Consider the following 18,059-nt stretch of genomic DNA (forward strand, 5'->3'; position numbering starts at 1 on the left):
CATGCCGACGCCCCTCGTTGTCTCCGACGTCGCCAAGAGCTTCACCATGCATCTGCGCGACGGCATCAAACTGCCGGTTGTCGCCGGGGTCTCATTCTCAATCAGGGCCGGCGAATGCGCCGTGCTCGGCGGCCCCTCGGGCGCCGGCAAGAGTTCGATCCTGAAAATGCTCTATGGCAACTATGCCGTCGATGAAGGCCAGATCATCGTCCAGCATGAGGGCGTCCTGATCGACCTCGCCACGGCCAGCCCGCGCACGGTGCTCTCGGTACGCCGCCAGACGATCGGCTATGTCAGCCAGTTCCTGCGCACCGTGCCGCGCGTCTCGGCGCTGGATGTCGTGGCCGAGCCGCTGGTCGAGCGGGGCGAGGAGCGCGAGGTCGCGCGGACGAAGGCGCGCTCGCTTTTGGCGCAGCTCAACCTGCCGGAAAAACTCTGGGCGCTACCGCCGGCCACTTTTTCCGGCGGCGAGCAGCAGCGCGTCAACATCGCGCGCGGTTTCATCACCGAGCATCCAGTCCTGCTGCTCGACGAGCCGACCGCCTCGCTCGATGCGAAAAACCGCGACGTGGTTGTTTCGCTGATTGCCGCCAAGAAGGCGCAGGGCGTCGCTTTGCTCGGCATCTTCCATGACCTGGATGTCCGTGATGCCGTCGCCGATCGCATCATCGACGTTACCTCTTTCGCCGCCGGAATAATCGCCGCATGAGCAGGAAATTGTCGGAGGCGCCATTCGTCCACGAAACGGCGCAGGTCGAAAACTCGACATTGGGCCGCTGGACCGAGATCGCCGACCGCAGCCGGGTGTCCGAGAGCATCCTCGGCGACTATTCCTACATGATGCAGGACTGCGCCGTCTGGTGCGCGACGATCGGCAAGTTTTCCAACATCGCAGCAAGTGTGCGCATCAACGCCACCAACCACCCGACCTGGCGGCCGACACTGCATCACTTCACCTACCGCGCCTCCGACTATTGGGACGACGCTGAGCATGAGAGCGAATTCTTCGCCCAGCGGCGTGCCAAGCGCGTCACCATCGGCCACGACACCTGGCTCGGCCACGGCTCGACCATCCTGCCCGGCGTGACTGTCGGCGACGGCGCCGCGGTCGGCGCCGGCGCTGTCGTGTCGAAGGATGTCGCCCCCTACACCATCGTCGGCGGTGTGCCGGCAAAACCGATCCGCGAACGCTTCGATCGCCGCACCGCCGAACGTTACCAGGCGCTTGCATGGTGGGATTGGGATCATACCAGGCTGCGCGCCGCGCTCGACGATTTTCGCGAGCTAGGGGCTGAGGCTTTCTTGGAAAAATACGGCGGATAGCCGATCACATCATCGTCATAAGACCGGCCCGATTCACATCCCTGACACAGGACTCGGGGCAAGACGCGGTCTTCCCTTGGAGATCGCAATGCCTCAAACCATCAGACCCTCGCTCGCCGGCTTTTTCGAAGGCACCAACCCCAAGCCTCCGGTGCACCTGGGTACACGCTACGACACAGCGGGCAATTTTCTTCTCGAGCCCGGCAATACGGTCGTCAGCCATCTCGTCAACGGGTCGCCTTCCGAAGCTGTTGTCATCGAGGTGCGCGAGCGCATGCGCGCCATGCCGGATGCCGACCGGCTGGCCTTCACGCCCATCTCCAGCCTGCACATGACGCTGTTCCAGGGCATCATCGAATATCGCCGCCGCCTGCCTTACTGGCCGCAGGACGTGCCGCTCGACACCAGCATCGACGCCATGACCAGCCTCTATCTGGAGCGCTTGAAAGGCTTCCGGGGCCGCGGCCCATTCAAGGTCGAGGTGATCGAAGTCGTGCCGACCGGGCTCACCGTTGCCGGCGCGACGGAGGAGGACCGGCGCGTCATGAGCGCATGGCGCGACGCGCTGTCGGTGCCGTTCGGCTACCGCCACCCCGATCACGACGCTTACACCTTCCACATCACCTTTGCCTACCAGATCCAGCGCCTCGCCGATGACAGGGCCGCCGCTTGGCAGGACTTCTTCGACGACAGTCTCGCCGAGTTCGCCCGCAGGGCGCCGGTGATCGAGTTGCAGCCGCCGGCCTTCTGCAACTTCAAGGACATGAAGCATTTCGAGGAGTTGCTGGTGCTGGGCTGACCACCGGCACCTTCTCCGGCGCACGGGTCTGTGGGCGGTAACAAAACTGACATCAATCCGACACCGCAGGTTCATGCGGCTGCGCTAGCGAGGGTTAACAGACCTTCAAACTGCGACCGGACTGAAAGTTACGCCATGTCAGCAACGCTCGAAATCCGCGGCGTGTCCCGCCGATTTGGCAAGAACACCGCCGTCAGCGCCATCGACCTGTCGATCCCGCAGGGCCAGATGGTCGGCATCATCGGTCGTTCCGGCGCCGGCAAGTCCACCCTTCTTCGCATGATCAACCGTCTCATCGACCCCAGCCAGGGGTCGATTTTTTTTGACGGCGCCGAGGTTTCCCAGCTGCGCGGCTCGCCACTCAGGCGCTGGCAGCGCGATTGCGCCATGATCTTCCAGCAGTTCAACCTTGTGCCGCGCCTCGACGTCCTGACCAACGTTCTGCTTGGCCGGCTCAATCACCGTTCGACCGTCTCCAATCTGCTCGGCATGTTTACCCGCGCCGAATGCGCCGAGGCGGTCGCGGCGCTCGAACGCCTCGATATCGCCCGCACCGCACTTCAGCCCGCCGGCACGCTGTCCGGCGGCCAGCAGCAGCGTGTCGCCATTGCCCGCGCCATGATGCAGCAGCCCAAGGTGCTGCTCGCCGACGAGCCGATCGCCTCGCTCGACCCGCTCAACGCCAAGGTGGTGATGGACTCGCTGCAGGACATCAATCTGCGCGAGGGCATCACCGTCGTCACCAACCTGCACACGCTGGACACCGCGCGTGCCTATTGCAACCGCATCATCGGCATGGCCGCCGGCAAGGTCGTCTTCGACGGCGCGCCGGAAGAGCTCAACCGCGAAGCCGTGCGCCAGGTCTACGGCGCCGACAGCAATGGCGCTGAAATCTCTGAGGCCATCACCTCGACCAGCATCGCCTACAAGCAAAAGATCGAAGCATCCGCCAGCCCGCTCGAGCCGGCATTCCCGGGATACTGAGCGGCTGGGATCGTCAGCCCGCGTCAAGGGCATCTGTCAAAATCAAGAACGCTGCCGGCGCGGGGCCGGAACCTACAGGAGAGATAAAATGTTCAGGAAGATGGTTTTCAGCGCCATATCGGTGCTCGCCATGGCGACCAGCGCTGCTCATGCGGCCGACATGAAGGAATTCCGCGTCGGCATCCTCGGCGGCGAGAACGAAACCGACCGTCTGCGCAACTACCAGTGCCTGGCCGACCATCTGAAGACCGAATTCGGCTTCGAAAAAGTGTCGCTGTTCCCGGCCGCCGACTATGACGGCGTCATCCAGGGCCTGCTCGGCGGCACGCTCGACTTCGCCGAACTCGGCGCTTCCGGCTATGCCAGCGTCTACATCAAGGACCCGAAGGCGGTCACCCCGATCCTCACCACCCAGCAGACCGACGGCGCCACCGGCTATTATTCGATCGGCCTGGCGCTGAAGTCCTCGGGCATCACCGACATCAAGTCGGCCAAGGGCAAGAAGCTCGGCTATGCCGATCCGGATTCGACCTCGGGCTACCTGATCCCGCTGACCCAGATCCCGAAGGACACCGGCGCTTCCAACGACGCTTTCTTCGCCTCGACTCAGTTCAATGGCGGCCATGAGAACAACATCCTCGCCGTCCGCGACGGCAAGGTCGACGTTGCCGTTGACGATTCCTCGGGCATCGGCGACTTCAAGAACGGCTACACCTCCGGCACCTTCCACAAGGTAACCGCCAAGGGCGCCGTCGACCCTAACGACTTCGTCGAAGTCTGGCGCTCGGGCCTGATCCCGAACGGCCCGCTGGTCGTGCGCACGGCGCTGGGCGACGACATGACCGCCAAGCTGACTGCGTTCTTCACCGCCCTGCCGACCAAGGACAAGGCCTGCTTCGAAGGCGTCGAAGGCGGCGATTTCACCGGCTACGTACCGGTCAAGCCTGACTTCTACAACGTCATCGTCGAAGCCCGTAAGGCAGCCATCGGCGGCTAACGGCAAAATCAGAAAGGGCGGCGTTTGATGCGCCGCCCTTTTTGCATGTCCCGATCATGACCATGTCAGCGACAGCCCGCTCCGACGCGACTCTGCAGGTAGCCAACGCCTGGCAGCGCCAGATATCGTTGCGACGGCTTTATACGATCCTCGGCATCGGCCTTCTGCTGGCGGCAACGCTGTCGAGCATGTGGTTCGCCGACGAGGCCAATGCCGGCCACTTCTGGGACCGGCTGCCGCATATACTCGACTTCCTGAGCTGGCTGATCCCCAAGGACTGGAACGATGTCTGGCGCGCGGTGTTCGACATCGCCTCGCCGCATGACACCGGCACCCAGGAGTTCAACTTCCCGCTCGGCCGCGTCTATGTCTGGGGCGGCTTCTACATCCCCGAATATTTCGAGCTGATGCTGACCACGCTCAACGTGGCGCTGGTCTCGACCTTTATCGGCTTCATCTTCGCCGTGCCATTTTCCTTCATCGCCGCGCGCAACCTGACGCCGCACCCGGTGCTGCGGCTCGTGGTCAAGCGCTTCATGGAATTGCTGCGCGCCTTTCCGGAGATCGTCATCGCCGGTCTGTTCGCAGCCATCGTCTCGACCGGCCCGATCGCCGCCATCATCGCCATCGGCCTGCATTCGATCGGTGCGCTGGGAAAGCTGTTCTACGAGATCAACGAGAACATCGACATGCGTGCCGAGGAAGGCTTGAGGGCGGTCGGCGGCAACTGGTTCGAGCGCGTGCGCTTCGCCGACTTGCCGCAGGTACTGCCCAACTTCATGTCCTACACATTGCTGCGCGTCGAGATCAACGTGCGCGCGTCGACCATCATCGGCGCTGTCGGCGGCGGCGGCATCGGAGAGGAATTGAAGCTCTCGATCTCGCGCGGTTTCGGCGCCAAGACGCTGGCGCTGGTGCTGCTGTTGTTCACGACGATCTTCATCGTCGACCAGTTCTCCGCCTGGCTGCGCCGCAAGCTGGTCGGCGAACAAGCGTTTTTGATGAGCGCCTGACCATGACCCCGAAAAGTGGAATCCGGTTTTCGGAAAAGGTCATGGTCAAACGAGAAAATCTGTCATGGCAACGATGACATCAGAGCAAATATCGTCGATCGAGGAACGCTATCCCCAGGTGTTCCGGCGGCCGGCCTACAAGCGCTTCGCGCCGCTGTTCCTGTTCGGCGGCATCCTGCTCTACCTCGTTTACGCCTTGTGGTTCTTCAACCTGCCGCAGGTGATGCGCGACTCGCACTGGGAGCGTCTACCGCTCTTCCTGACGCAATGGATCAGCTACGATCTGCAGCCCGAATTCCGCCTCGATCAGCCCGAGATCACGCCGAAATACCCGCGCTTTTCCGCCCTTGGCGACAACCCCAATCCCGACTGGGTCGTCAGGAATGCGGACGGCACCTTCACCGTCCTGATCGACGGCCAGGCCAAGTCCATCACCTTCGACAAGACCAAGGCGACGATTGTCGCCAATGGCCTGACGGTGCCGGTCGCGCTGACCAGTGGCAAGCCGGTGATATCAGGAACGGTGCCCGACTGGATCACCGCGCATGACGACGAGATCGTCGCCAAGATGGGTTTTGTCGGCGAGGTGCGCGTCACCGTCGACCGCGTGAAGGTGCGCAAGCGCTTCCTCGGCTGGGCGAATTTCGTCTTCGACACGCGCTCGCCCTTCTTCGGCAAACCGGCCGGTGAAGTGATCTCGCTGATCTGGTCGGGACCCGAACTGAAGCCCGGCACCTCGAACCTCGCGCTGGCGGGCGACAACATCTGGAACAATGCGCAGTGGCAGCACGGCGACGTCTGGACGAAACTGCTGCAGACTATCGTCATGGCGTTTCTCGGCACCTTGCTCGGTGCTTTCGTCGCCTTTCCGCTAGCCTTCTTCGCCGCCCGCAACATCACGCCGAGCGGGCTGCTCAGCCAGGTACTCAAGCGCTTCTTCGATTTCATGCGCTCGGTCGATATGCTGATCTGGGCACTGTTCTTCACCCGCGCCTTCGGCCCCGGACCGCTCGCTGGCAGTGCCGCGATCTTCTTCACCGAGATCGGCACGCTCGGCAAAACCTATTCGGAAAGCCTGGAAAACATCGACGACAAGCCACGCGAAGGCATCAAGTCCACCGGCGCCAATGGGTTGCTGGTGCAGCGCTACGGCGTCATGCCGGAAGTGATCCCGGTCTTCATCAGCCAGACGCTCTACCAGTGGGAATCCAACACAAGAGGCGCCACCATCATCGGCGCCGTCGGCGCCGGCGGCATCGGCCTGAAACTCTGGGAAGCGATGCGCACCAACTCCAATTGGGCCAACGTCTTCTACATGGTGCTGCTGACGCTGTTGGTCGTGTTCGTCTTCGACAACATCTCGAACTTCCTGCGCCGCAGGCTGAGCCGGACGATCCATGATTACAACCGGATCCAGGCCGAGCAGGGGTAGCCTTGTGACGCCGAAGCGCAAGCACCGTCTCACCCGGCGCCAAAGGGTCGACCCCCACTCCGTCGAGCTTCGCTCGACACCTCTCCCCCGATCGACGGGGGAGAGGAAAGGCACCAGGCCGCCCTAGCCGGTGCCTGTCCTCAAAGGCTGAGGCTTTCTCCCTCTCCCGAGCCGCTCGGCTCCCTTTCCTCTCCCCCCGGAGGGTCCCCTCGAGGGGGGAGAGGTAGCTCGGCGAAGCCGAGACGGAGTGGGGGAACCACCTGGCAACCGCCGCGACGCAAATAGAAAATGGACTAGGGCGCAGGGCCTAAGCCGCCCTCTTCCACCCATCCCGGATATGCCTATACCCCTCCCGATAAACCGCCTCCGGGCTCTCCGAAAAATCCCTCCACACCTTGGTCGCCGCCGCCAAATCCTTGAGCGACCTGCCAAACGCCTCGATCGTCAACCAGTCGTCATAGCCGCTCTTGCGGATCGCCGAAAAAGTCTCCTTCCACGGAATGTTGCCACGCCCCGGCACGCCGCGATCGTTCTCCGAAATGTGGATATGCACGACATTCCGGCGGTGCTTGGTATAGGCGCCGATCGGGTCGGCCTCCTCGATATTGGCGTGGAAGGTATCGTACATCGCCTTTATGTGCGGCCGGTCGATGGCGTCGATGTGCTCGGACAGGTCGGCCATCGTGTTGAGCAGGTAGCACTCGAAACGGTTGAGCGCCTCCAGCCCGATGGTGACGTTCCTCTTGCCGGCATGGTCGCCAATGGCGCGCTGCGAGGCGACCGAACGTTTTTTCTCGGCCGCCGTCGGTCCACTGCCGGAAAAGGCGCCGAGCGTCGAATGCAGCGGTCCACTCAGCTTGTCGGAACCGAGTGCCACGCTGCAGTCGATGGCCCATTTCATATAGTCGATGCCAGCCTTGCGGGTCGCCGCATCCGGCGAGATCAGATTCATCCCCGGATCGCCCATCGCGGTCACAGCCGTGCGCTCCAGCCCGATGCGGTCGAGCATTTCGCCGAGTTTTCTGTAGTCGTCAGGCGTACCGGCAAAGACCGGGATCTCGACCCCGTCGAAGCCCGTCGCCTTGATGTCCCTGAGCAGCGCCTCGTGCTTCTTCGAGACGCTGGTCGTCCACAAGAACATACACATGCCGATTTTCATCGACATTCCCTCCCCGTTTGACGGGCGCGCGCTGGTTTCTGTCGCCAACTTCGCGCCATGCCCCCTCATCCGGCCGCTTCGCGGCCACCTTCTCCCCTAGGGGAGAAGAGACTTGGCGTCGGCGCCACCTCCTCCTCTCCCCTAGGGGAGAGGTCGGATTGTCCCGAATTGCCCTTTGCAATTCGGCTGGCAATCCGGGTGAGGGGGAGGCGCCGCCTAAAGTTTCGTCCACGCCCCATTCTTCTTCGACGACTTCACGCAGGCTTCGATAAACGCCATGCCTTCGACGCCGTCCTCGATCGTCGGGAACACCACATCCTTGCCCGGCTTGCCGCCCTTCTTGCGTGCAGCCCGGATCGCCCGCGCGGCTTCCTGGTAGATGTTGGCGAAGCCTTCGAGATAGCCCTCGGGATGGCCCGACGGGACGCGGCTGACGCGGCCGGCGACCGGCAGCGCGCCGGCGCCATTGCGGGTCAGCAGTTGCTTGGGCTGACCGAACGGCGTGTACCAGAGATAGTTCGGATCGGCCTGCACCCATTCCAGCCCGCCCTTCGAGCCGTAGATGCGCAGCTTCAGCCCGTTCTCGTGGCCGGGCGCCACCTGGCTCGCCCAGATCATGCCTTTGGCAGGATGCGTCTTGCCGACCGGTTTGAAGCGCAGCATGACGTTGACGTTATCATCGAGCTGCCGCCCCGGCACGAAAGCGTCGAGATCGGCCGACAGTGAATCGAGTTCCAGCCCGGAGACGAACCGCGCGAGATTGTAGGCATGGGTGCCGATGTCGCCGAGCGCGCCGCCCGCCCCTGCCTGCTTGGGATCGGAGCGCCACGCCGCCTGCTTCTGGCCGGTGGCGGCAAGGTCTTCGGTCAGCCAGTCCTGCGGGTATTCGGATTGCACGATGCGGATATCGCCGAGCTGGCCTTTGGCCACCATCTCGCGCGCCTGCCGGATCATCGGATAGGCGGTGTAATTGTGCGTCAGCACGAACACCTTGCCGGTCTTCTCGACCAGCGCGGCAAGCTTCTTGGCCTCAGCCAAAGTCGTCGCCAACGGCTTGTCGCAGATCACGTGGATGCCGGCTTCGAGGAAAGCTTTCGCCGCCGGCACGTGCACATTGTTGGGGGTGACGATCGCCACCGCCTCGATGCCGTCCGGACGCTTGGCTTCGGCCTTGGCCATCTCGGCATAGGACGCGTAGCTGCGCGCCGGGTCGAGACCGAGTTCGGCGGCGGAAGCCTTGGCGCGCTCGGGATTGGCCGACAGCGCGCCGGCCACCAACACGAAGTCATTGTCCAAGCGCGCCGCGATCCGGTGCACGGCGCCGATGAAAGCGCCCTGGCCGCCACCGACCATGCCATAGCGGATCGGGCCGCCTCCCGTTTCAGCTTTCGATGCGCCGACCATGATCGTCTCCCTCGTCTTGTGCGTTCTGCTTTTGGCGTCTGCCACTGCCGGCGAAGCCGGTCAGATCCCCATCATCGCGCGCAGCATCTTCTTGTCGGTTGTGCCGCCGGCGAAATCGTCGAATGCCTTTTCCGTCACGCGGATGATGTGGTGCTGGATGAAGGGCGCGCCTTCGGCCGCGCCGTCTTCCGGATGCTTCAGGCAGCACTCCCATTCCAGCACCGCCCAGGAATCGTAGCCATACTGGGTGAGCTTGGAGAAGATGCCGCCGAAATCGACCTGCCCGTCGCCCAGCGAGCGGAAGCGGCCGGCGCGGTTGGTCCAGCTCTGATAGCCGGAATAAACGCCTTGCCGTCCCGTCGGGTTGAACTCGGCATCCTTGGCGTGGAACGCTTTGATCCGCTCGTGATAGATGTCGATGAATTCGAGATAGTCGAGTTGCTGCAACAGGAAATGCGACGGGTCGTAATTGATGTTGCAGCGCTTGTGGCCGCCGACCGCGTCGAGGAACATTTCGAAGGTGGCGCCGTCGAAGATGTCTTCACCGGGATGGATCTCATAGCCGACATCGACGCCATTCTCGTCATAGACGTCGAGGATCGGCTTCCAGCGTTTGCCAAGTTCGGCGAAGGCCTCCTCGATCAACCCGGCCGGCCGCTGTGGCCAAGGGTAAAGGTACGGGAAGGCCAGCGCCCCGGAAAATGTCACCGAGGCCTTCAGGCCCAGATTCTTCGAAGCCTTGGCGCCGAACGTCATCTGTTCGACCGCCCATTTCTGCCGCGCCTTCGGGTTGTTGTGCACCGAGGCCGGGGCGAAACCGTCGAACTGCGCGTCATAAGCGGGATGCACCGCCACCAACTGCCCTTGAAGATGCGTCGACAGTTCAGTGATCTCGACGCCGGCATCGGCACAGATGCCTTTCACCTCATCGCAATAGGTCTTGGAAGACGCCGCCTTCTTGAGGTCGAACAGGCGTGCGTCCCAGGTCGGGATCTGTACGCCCTTGTAGCCGAGACCGGCCGCCCATTTGGTGATCGAAGCCAGCGAATTGAATGGCGCGGCATCGCCCGCGAACTGCGCCAGAAACAGCCCCGGACCTTTCATTGTCGACGGCATCGGCATCCTCCCAATTCATTTTTCCAGGGACCAAGCATAGCGCCTGATGAAAGCAGGGCCAGCCTCTTTGGTCTTTTGTGATGTGCATTCTCGACTTGCCATTCTGGTATTACCAAATACCGGAAATGGGTCAAGCCATTTGACTCGCAAGAGCAGCAGCCGGCGCACCCTAAAATTGGGAACATATGCAAGCATAATCAATACAATAAATGGATGTCGCGATCGCACGGCGGCAGTTCTTGCCGCGTGACAAAAATTGCTGTAGACCTCCATTCAGGCCCAATTGGTCGAACCAGTTTGCGTAAAAATGCTGGAGCGCCTTGGGGAGGAATCATGAGGCGCGCTTCAGTGAGGCGCATCGCAGGCGAACTGGCACAGACGAATTCTGGGAAGGATAGACCATGCATCTTTCGACGCACAACTGGATGCGCGCGGAGCCGTTGGAGGTGACGCTGAAGCGCATCAAGAAATTCGGCTACGAGTCGATCGAGATTTCCGGCGAGCCCGAGCAATACAAGACCAAGGAGACCCGCGCGCTGCTGAAAGAACACGGCATACGCTGCTGGGGTGCGGTGACGCTGATGCTTGGCGAACGCAACCTGGCCGCCAGGGACCAGGGTCAGCGCGAACGCTCGGTGCAGTACGTCAAGGACGTGCTGACCATGATCAGCGAGCTCGACGGCGAGATCATCACGCTTGTGCCCGCCACCGTCGGCAAGGTGGTACCGGACGGCACCGAGGAAGAGGAGTGGAAGTGGGTGGTCGACGCCACCCGCGAATGCTTCACCCATGCCAAGAAAGTCGGCGTCAAAATCGCCGTCGAGCCGCTCAACCGCTTCGAGACCTATCTGTTCAACCGCGGCGCGCAGGCCCTCGCCCTGGCCGATGCGGTGAGCCCCGAATGCGGCGTCTGCCTCGACGCCTACCACATCCACATGGAAGAATTTAACGTCTATGACGCCATCCGCCAGGTCGGCAAACGCCTGTTCGATTTCCACGTCGCCGACAACAACCGCTTCGCCGCCGGCCTCGGCCAGATCGACTGGCCACGGATCGTGCAGACGCTGAAGGAAGTCGGCTATGATGGCGCGCTGACCAACGAGTTCGTCGCGCCTGTCGACCGCACGCCGGCCGCGCCTTATCCCGACATGGTCGAGCGCCACCCGGTCGACATCTCGCCGGAGCAGTTGAAGTTCATCCAGGATCACGGCTCCAGCGTGCTGACGGAGAAATTCTACACCGACCAGATGCGCATCACCGCCGAAACGCTATTGCCGCTGATCAAGTAGCCGATCCGATTTGGAATGCGCCCTTCCGCCTGCCGGCGGCGGGGCCGGGGATGACCATGCGCATCAGAAACGTCCAGGCCTGGTGGGTCCGCATACCGATCGAAGCCGCGAAGCAGCATCGCAGCGACTTCGGCCAGGTGACGACCTTCGACGCTGCCATCCTGCGCATCGAGACCGATGACGGGCTGGTCGGCTGGGGCGAAGGCAAGAACGCCGCCGGCAGCGCCGGCAGCTATGGCGCGCTGGTCCACATGCTGAACCATGAGGTCGGGCCGCAGCTGATCGGCCGCGACCCCGCCGACATCGGCATCATCTGGGAGATGCTCTACAACGGTGTGCGCCACGAGACAGCAGCGCATGCCGGCCACGCCATGCCGCAACTGGCCCGGCGTGGCATGAGCGTAGCGGCGATCAGCGCCGTCGACATCGCGCTGTGGGACATCCTCGGCAAGTCGCTGGGCCAGCCCGTGTGGCGGCTCATCGGCGGCCGCAAGCTCGACCGCATGCAAGCCTACGCCTCCGGCGGCTGGGCCGCAGCCGGCGCCATCGGCGAGCAACTCAAATCCTACATCGCCAAGGGTGGCTTCAAGGCGCTGAAGATGCGCGTCGGCGCCATGGACGGCGCCCCGCACATTTCCGCCGCCCGTGTCCGTGCCGCCCGGCAGGCGCTCGGCCCCGACGTCGAACTGATGGTCGATGCCCACGGCACCTATACGGTTGCCGAAGCCAAGCGCTTCATCCACCTCGCCGCCGATCTCGACCTCGCCTGGTTCGAGGAGCCGGTCATCGCCGACGACAAAGCAGGCATGGCCGAGGTACGCGCTTCGGGTTCGATCCCGATCGCCACCGGCGAAAGCGAGGCGACACGCTACGCCTTCCGCGATCTCGCCGTGCTGAAATCGGCCGACATCTTCCAGCCCGATCCGGCCTTTTGCGGGGGCATCAGCGAGGCGATGAAGATCGGCACCATCGCCAGCGCCTTCAATCTGCGCTTTGCCCCGCATCTGTGGGCCGGCGCGCCATGCTTCTTTGCCGGCCTGCATGTCTGTGCTGCTTCGCCGGCTAGCTTCACCGTCGAATATTCGCTCGGCGCCAACCCGATGATCCACGATCTTGTCGAAGAGACTGTCGAAGCAAAAGACGGTATGATAGCGATCCCTGAAAAGCCGGGTCTGGGATTCACCATTTCGGAGCGGTTCCTGGAGGCGCACGCGCAACGCAGTTGACGATGAAAGAAAAAAACCTTCTCGCCGAACTCGCCGCCTATCTGTTCTCCCATTCGGACAAGGAGACCGGCCGCACGCCCTCGGAGCGCGAACTGGCGGAGCATTTCAGCGTCAGCCGCGGCCAGATCCGCGAGGCGCTGGCCATTCTCGAAGCCATGCGCATCGTCGAGCGCCGCGCCAAATCCGGCATCTATGTCGACACCAGGCAGGCCAGTGTCGAGGCACTGGCCCTTTTCGCCCGCGCGGGCCTGCCGCTCGACCCGGTGCAGATCTACGAGACCGTGGAGCTGCGCAAGATCCACGAGATCAAGGCCGCCGAACTCGCCTGTTCGCGCGCCACCGAAGAGAATTTCGAGCGCCTGCGCGAGATCCTGAAAGCGTCCGAAGAGCGTATCGCCGCCGGCGAGGGTCTCGCCAAGGAGGACCGTGAATTCCACCTTGAAATCGTCCGGGCGACCAAGAACGGCGTCTTCCACAACATCTGCAGCGTCTACTATCTGATGGGCGAGTTGCGCCTGCCGATCTACTTCAACGACCCCGAGCGCTCGGTGCGCTCGCATGCCGAGCACATCCAGATCTACGAGGCGCTGCTGCGCCGCGACGGCAATCTCGCCCAGGCGCTGATGAGCGCCCATCTGCAAGGCGCGGAAAGCTACTGGAAGGGGATCATCGAGGGTCGGGGCATGGAGCAGAAAAACTCCACGCTCGAAAAGGTCTAGAGCAATTCCAGGAAAAGTGTGAAACGGTTTTCCCGGGAAAAGCGCGCAGCGCTTGCCCTTGGGAATTGCGACTAAGAACGAGAGCTCCATGCCCAGAATCCTGTCGACGCACACGCTGCATCCGCGTGCCTCCGCCATGCTGGTCGGCGCCGGCGAACTCGTCGTCGCCTCCGCGCTTGACGCCGAAACACTGACCGCGGAGGCGAAGAACGCCGACGTCATCATCGTGCGCGCGCCGCTGCCGCCGGCGCTGTTCGAAAACGCAACGAAGCTTCGGGCAGCAGTCCGTCACGGCGCCGGCCTCGACATGGTGCCGATGGAGGCCGCCGCCGCGGCCGGCGTGCTGGTCGCCAATGTGCCGGCGGTCAATGCGCGCTCGGTCGCCGAATATGTGATGTTCGCGGCGCTTGCTTTGCTTCGCCGCTTCCGCTCGGTCGACCGCGACCTGCGCGCCAAAGGCTGGAATGCCGGCCGCGACCACGCTAGCCATGCCAGCGAGCTCGCCGGCAAGACGATCGGCATTATCGGCTTCGGCGCCATCGGCCAGGCGGTCGGCCATATCGCCGCGCACGGCTTCGGCCTCAACGTGGTGGCGACGACGCGCAGCATGCAGCCGGCTCCCGACAGGATCGGCTTCCTGTCGATCGACGCGCTGGTCGAACAGAGTGACATCATCGTGTTGTGCTGCCCGCTGACGCCGGAAACACGCGGTCTGATCAACCGCGAACGCATCGCCCGCATGAAGCCCGACGCGCTTTTGATCAACATTTCCCGCGGGCCCGTGATCGACGACGACGCGCTGGTCGAGGCCTTGCGCAAGGACCGCATTGGTGGCGCCGCGCTGGATGTCTTTGCCACACAGCCACTGCCGCCAAATCACCCCTATTTCGGTTTCGACAATGTCATCGTCACCCCGCATATGGCGGGCATTACCGAACAGTCGATGATGCGCATGGGCGTTGGTGCTGCCGGCGAAACGCTGCTGGTGCTGGCCAACCGGCTGCCGGTCAATCTGCGCAACCCCGACGTTGTCGAGCACTACCGCAGGCGGTTTCCGGCAGACACGTGAGCCGTATCGCGCTTTCGCCCCATTCTCCGCGACGTTGAACCATGTCCAGCCTTCGCCCCACCCTCCTCGCTATCGTCACATCTTCGATCACGGCATTGCCGTCGATCGCTCTGGCCGACAGCAGTTATGTCTATTGCAGCAATGGGATCGTCTGCATGATGGCGCCCTGCCCGTCGGGCAACGCGCTCGATCTGACCACCGGCAAGATCATTAAAGGCGTTTCTCTCAACACCACCGAATTGCCGCCACTGGACAGATCGGCACCTGACCTCTCGGACAAGCTCCATGCAGGAAAGCTCGTCGTTCGAGGATCGATCCAGCATCGCGGTGAGGCGAACGATCCGCCGATGCTGGTCGCTACCAACATCGAACGCGCTTCCAGGAAAACCGAGCGCAAGCGCTGCGCGGCGCGCTGACGCCAGTCACGACCCGAGTAGCCTTTCGACCTCAGCCGCGATGCGCAGCAAATGATGGTCATGGCCGTTGCGCGCCACCAGCATCAGCCCGGCCGGCAACGTCATGCCGGGCATCGGCAGCGAGATGGCGCAGAGGTCGAACTGGTTAGCGACCTGGGTGTTGCGCAACAGCAGGCCCTCGGCCTTGTTGCGCAGCGCTTCGTCGCTGGCCAGGGTGGCGATCGAGGGCGCGACGATTGGCACGGTCGGCAGGGCTAACACATCGATTGACGCCAGGCGTTCGGCCATGACAGCGGCGAGTTCGCGGCGGCGGCGGATGGTCCTGATATAGACCGAGGCAGGAATGGCGAGTGCCCGCGAAAGCGGCCCGCTGACATGCGGGTCCACCGGAACCGATGCTCCGACGGACAGCCAGTCGGCATGAACCTCGGCACCTTCCATCGATGCGATCGAGGCGCGTTTGGTCGCCGTGCGCATCTCGGCAATCAGATCGTCGATCAACAGCTCGACGACGCGCACGCCGCTTTGCTCCAGCACGCGCAAGCATCGCTCGAAGCCTGCCGCGACCTCCGGTTCCGTCTCGTCGAACAGCACACCGCGCGGGACGCCAACGCGGAGGCCGGCAAGTGACAGCGGCAGATGCAGCGGCGGGAGTTCGTCCCCTGACATGACGGCGTCGGCGACCGCGCAGGCGGCGACGCTCAGCGCGAGCGGCCCGATCGAATCCAGCGTCGCGGACAGGGGATAGGCGCCGGTCAGCGGTACGCGCCGCGCCGTCGGCTTGAAGCCGACGACGCCGTTCAGCGACGCCGGGATGCGCACCGAGCCGCCAGTATCCGAGCCGATGGCGATGTCGCATGTGCCCTCGGCCACGGAAACGCCGGCGCCCGAGGACGAGCCGCCGGGAATGCGGCTGGCGTCGGCGGCATTGCCGGGTGTGCCATAGTGCTGGTTGTCGCCGATTGCGGTGAAGGCGAATTCGGTCATGTTGGTCTTGCCGATGATGATAGCGCCGGCCTGCCGCAGCCGGCTGACGATTGCCGCGTCCCACAGGGGAGGTGCTGCATTCTTCAGCATCAGCGAACCGGCCGTGGTCGGCTCGCCGGCGACATCGAACAGATCCTTGATCGAGACAATGGTGCCATCGAGCGGCCCGAGGCTCACACCAGCCCGTTTGCGCGCATCGCTGGCATCGGCCGCGGCCCGCGCCGCCTCGGCATAGACTTTGGTGTAGACCCTCTCGTCCGCACGATTGGCAAGACGTGACAGGATGATTTCGAGATGATCGCGGATTGATTGCATGTCGATGTCGGACTCCGCCAGGATGCAACGTCTTTAAAGCAAGCACAGAGAGTTCAAGCGGCCGGTTGGGCCTGCGGAAGGGATAACCCGGCCAGCGTGCCTTTGCACCTGCCAGCGATAGGAAGAGACTGATGCTGTACAAAGGCAGCTGCCACTGCGGCAAGGTGGCGTTCGAATTCAAGGCAGAGCTGACCGGCGCCGTGCGGTGCAATTGTTCGATCTGCTCGCGCAAAGGCGCGCTTCTATGCGCTATCCCGCATGACAGCCTGACCGTGCTGGCCTGGGGTGATGATCTCGGCACCTATACATTCGGCAATCATGCGATGGCGCATCGCTTCTGCCGCACCTGCGGCATCCATCCCTTTGCCGAGGATGTTCGCGAAGGCAGTGAACGCAGTGCCTATATCAACATCAACTGCGTCGCCGATATCGACCCATCCTCCCTGTCGATCTTTGACTTCGACGGCCGCTCGTTCTGAAACCTATCGATAGCCTCATCACAACAGCAGCCCGAAAACCGCGATGGTCCTCGGGCCGCTGCCAGCGATGGTTTTTGGGCTAGATTACTCAACGCTTTTCGGGCCGCGCGCGAACACCAGGATCGCCGCCAGCAAGGTCGCAGCGCCGCAATAGGCGAAGGCGCTGGCCACACCGGCATTGTCGACCAGCAAGCCGCCGCAGACAGCGCCCAGCGCAATCGCCACCTGGAAGGTCGACACCATCAGCCCGCCCGCGCTTTCGGCCTGGTCGGGCGCCGCCCGCACCAGCCAGCTCTGCAGCCCGACCGGAACCGCGCCGAAGGCAAAGCCCCAGGCCGCAACCGAAGCGGCAGCGATCGTCGGCGAAGTGCCGAAGACCAGCATCGAGGCTGCGGCCAGAGCAATCAGCAACGGCGCCAGCGCCACGGCTGCCTTGAGGCTGCGCTCGGCCACGATGCCGCCGAAGATGTTGCCGAAGAAGCCGCCAATGCCATAGGCGAGCAGCACCAGCGAGATCGTCTCGATGTGCAGCAGCGGCACCTTCTCAAGGAACGGGCGCACATAGGTGAAGCCGGCGAAGTGGCCGGAAGCGACCAACAGCACGACCAGCAGCGCCACCCGGATCGACGGCCGCTCCAGCACTTCGAGCAGAGTGCGGAAGCTTGCCACGCCAACCGGCGGCAGCCGCGGAATGGTCGCCAGTTGCACCAGCAGCGCCAGCCCGCCAACGATGGTCGCGATCATGAACGCCGTGCGCCAACCCCAGATGTCGCCGACATAGGCGCCGACCGGCGCAGCGGTGACGGTGGCCAACGAAACGCCGGTCAGGATGATCGACATGGCGCGCGGCATCAGTCGCATCGGCACCAGCCGCAGCGCCATGGCCGCCGACATCGCCCAGAAGCCGCCAAGCGCAACGCCGAGTATGACGCGGGCGATAAGCAGCATGGGCAGCGACGAGGCAAAGGCCGCAAGAAGATTGGAGACGATCAGGAAGCTCGACAACATCCACATCACCAGCCGGCGGTCCATCCGCCTGGTGATGATGGCCATGGTGGGCGCGGCGATGGCGCCGACCACAGCCGTCGCCGTTACCGCCTGCCCGGCCACGCCTTCGCTGACGCCGAGATCGGCAGCCATTGGCGTCAACAGGCTGGCGGGCAGGAATTCTGCTGTGACCAAGCCGAACACACCGAGCGCCAGCGAGACCACGGCGCCCCAAACAGGCTCGGTTCGTTCGTCGGCTTCCGCGGGGTTCAGAACTGTGGCGTCGATGACGCCTGTCGAGGAGTCGGCCATGGTCAGTCTCCGGTCTGCTTGCGGCGCAACATT

Annotated in this window: 18 protein-coding genes; 13 read left to right on the forward strand and 5 right to left on the reverse strand. The window is 63.4% G+C overall.

Annotated elements, in window-relative coordinates:
• The first annotated feature begins 1 nt into the window (after position 1).
• From phnL to phnE (AC1D1N_RS30445), 7 genes are all read left to right on the forward strand, one after another.
• Positions 2–709 (forward strand): phosphonate C-P lyase system protein PhnL, encoded by a 708-nt coding sequence (gene phnL, locus AC1D1N_RS30415; RefSeq protein ID WP_477352951.1) that lies wholly within the window; start codon positions 2–4, stop codon positions 707–709.
• Entirely contained in the window at positions 706–1,323 is a 618-nt protein-coding gene (locus AC1D1N_RS30420) for a DapH/DapD/GlmU-related protein (RefSeq protein WP_477352953.1), read from the forward strand. The genes phnL and AC1D1N_RS30420 overlap by 4 nt, the downstream gene beginning before the upstream one ends.
• A gap of 88 nt (positions 1,324–1,411) precedes the next feature.
• Positions 1,412–2,122 (forward strand): DUF1868 domain-containing protein, encoded by a 711-nt coding sequence (locus AC1D1N_RS30425; protein WP_477352954.1) that lies wholly within the window; start codon positions 1,412–1,414, stop codon positions 2,120–2,122.
• Positions 2,123–2,257: 135 nt separating this feature from the next.
• The gene (gene phnC, locus AC1D1N_RS30430; RefSeq protein WP_436261435.1) at positions 2,258–3,106 is read left to right on the forward strand and encodes a phosphonate ABC transporter ATP-binding protein; all 849 of its coding nucleotides are present in this window, start codon (positions 2,258–2,260) and stop codon (positions 3,104–3,106) included.
• Positions 3,107–3,194: 88 nt separating this feature from the next.
• On the forward strand, positions 3,195–4,103 hold the full coding sequence (gene phnD / locus AC1D1N_RS30435) for a phosphonate ABC transporter substrate-binding protein (protein WP_477352956.1): 909 nt from the start codon (positions 3,195–3,197) through the stop codon (positions 4,101–4,103).
• 56 nt (positions 4,104–4,159) lie between these two features.
• Positions 4,160–5,116, forward strand: coding sequence for a phosphonate ABC transporter, permease protein PhnE (phnE, locus tag AC1D1N_RS30440; RefSeq protein WP_436261436.1), 957 nt, complete (start codon positions 4,160–4,162; stop codon positions 5,114–5,116).
• 64 nt (positions 5,117–5,180) lie between these two features.
• Positions 5,181–6,548 (forward strand): phosphonate ABC transporter, permease protein PhnE, encoded by a 1,368-nt coding sequence (gene phnE, locus AC1D1N_RS30445; RefSeq protein WP_477352959.1) that lies wholly within the window; start codon positions 5,181–5,183, stop codon positions 6,546–6,548.
• A gap of 307 nt (positions 6,549–6,855) precedes the next feature.
• Here phnE (AC1D1N_RS30445) and AC1D1N_RS30450 read toward each other — a convergent pair whose 3' ends face one another.
• The 3 genes from AC1D1N_RS30450 to AC1D1N_RS30460 form a co-directional block, all read right to left on the reverse strand.
• The gene (locus AC1D1N_RS30450; protein ID WP_112562824.1) at positions 6,856–7,707 is read right to left on the reverse strand and encodes a sugar phosphate isomerase/epimerase family protein; all 852 of its coding nucleotides are present in this window, start codon (positions 7,705–7,707) and stop codon (positions 6,856–6,858) included.
• A 216-nt stretch (positions 7,708–7,923) separates the two neighbouring features.
• On the reverse strand, positions 7,924–9,111 hold the full coding sequence (locus tag AC1D1N_RS30455) for a Gfo/Idh/MocA family protein (RefSeq protein WP_477352961.1): 1,188 nt from the start codon (positions 9,109–9,111) through the stop codon (positions 7,924–7,926).
• Positions 9,112–9,171: 60 nt separating this feature from the next.
• The gene (locus tag AC1D1N_RS30460) at positions 9,172–10,227 is read right to left on the reverse strand and encodes a sugar phosphate isomerase/epimerase family protein (RefSeq protein WP_112562946.1); all 1,056 of its coding nucleotides are present in this window, start codon (positions 10,225–10,227) and stop codon (positions 9,172–9,174) included.
• A gap of 401 nt (positions 10,228–10,628) precedes the next feature.
• Between AC1D1N_RS30460 and AC1D1N_RS30465 the strand changes: the two genes are divergently transcribed.
• The 5 genes from AC1D1N_RS30465 to AC1D1N_RS30485 all read left to right on the forward strand — a co-directional run bounded on the left by AC1D1N_RS30465 (position 10,629) and on the right by AC1D1N_RS30485 (position 14,946).
• On the forward strand, positions 10,629–11,516 hold the full coding sequence (locus tag AC1D1N_RS30465; protein WP_352585618.1) for a sugar phosphate isomerase/epimerase family protein: 888 nt from the start codon (positions 10,629–10,631) through the stop codon (positions 11,514–11,516).
• A 56-nt stretch (positions 11,517–11,572) separates the two neighbouring features.
• Entirely contained in the window at positions 11,573–12,742 is a 1,170-nt protein-coding gene (locus AC1D1N_RS30470; RefSeq protein WP_477352964.1) for a mandelate racemase/muconate lactonizing enzyme family protein, read from the forward strand.
• A gap of 2 nt (positions 12,743–12,744) precedes the next feature.
• On the forward strand, positions 12,745–13,461 hold the full coding sequence (locus AC1D1N_RS30475) for a FadR/GntR family transcriptional regulator (protein WP_112562829.1): 717 nt from the start codon (positions 12,745–12,747) through the stop codon (positions 13,459–13,461).
• 88 nt (positions 13,462–13,549) lie between these two features.
• Complete coding sequence (locus AC1D1N_RS30480; protein ID WP_477352966.1) at positions 13,550–14,530, forward strand: NAD(P)-dependent oxidoreductase; 981 nt, start codon at positions 13,550–13,552, stop codon at positions 14,528–14,530.
• A gap of 41 nt (positions 14,531–14,571) precedes the next feature.
• Positions 14,572–14,946 carry a hypothetical protein gene (locus tag AC1D1N_RS30485; RefSeq protein ID WP_477352968.1) on the forward strand — a complete coding sequence of 125 codons (375 nt, stop codon included), beginning with the start codon at positions 14,572–14,574 and terminating at the stop codon, positions 14,944–14,946.
• A gap of 6 nt (positions 14,947–14,952) precedes the next feature.
• On the opposite strand, the gene AC1D1N_RS30490 is transcribed toward AC1D1N_RS30485, so the two are convergent.
• Complete coding sequence (locus AC1D1N_RS30490; RefSeq protein WP_477352970.1) at positions 14,953–16,248, reverse strand: amidase; 1,296 nt, start codon at positions 16,246–16,248, stop codon at positions 14,953–14,955.
• Between the two features lie 131 nt (positions 16,249–16,379).
• Here AC1D1N_RS30490 and AC1D1N_RS30495 point away from each other — a divergent pair, with 131 nt between their 5' ends.
• Positions 16,380–16,727 carry a GFA family protein gene (locus tag AC1D1N_RS30495; protein WP_112562835.1) on the forward strand — a complete coding sequence of 116 codons (348 nt, stop codon included), beginning with the start codon at positions 16,380–16,382 and terminating at the stop codon, positions 16,725–16,727.
• Between the two features lie 84 nt (positions 16,728–16,811).
• Here AC1D1N_RS30495 and AC1D1N_RS30500 read toward each other — a convergent pair whose 3' ends face one another.
• Positions 16,812–18,026: an MFS transporter gene (locus AC1D1N_RS30500; protein WP_477352972.1), complete on the reverse strand. Its 1,215-nt coding sequence runs from the start codon at positions 18,024–18,026 to the stop codon at positions 16,812–16,814.
• Positions 18,027–18,059 lie beyond the last annotated feature (33 nt).

The organism is Mesorhizobium sp. P2_B5, from assembly GCF_056404775.1.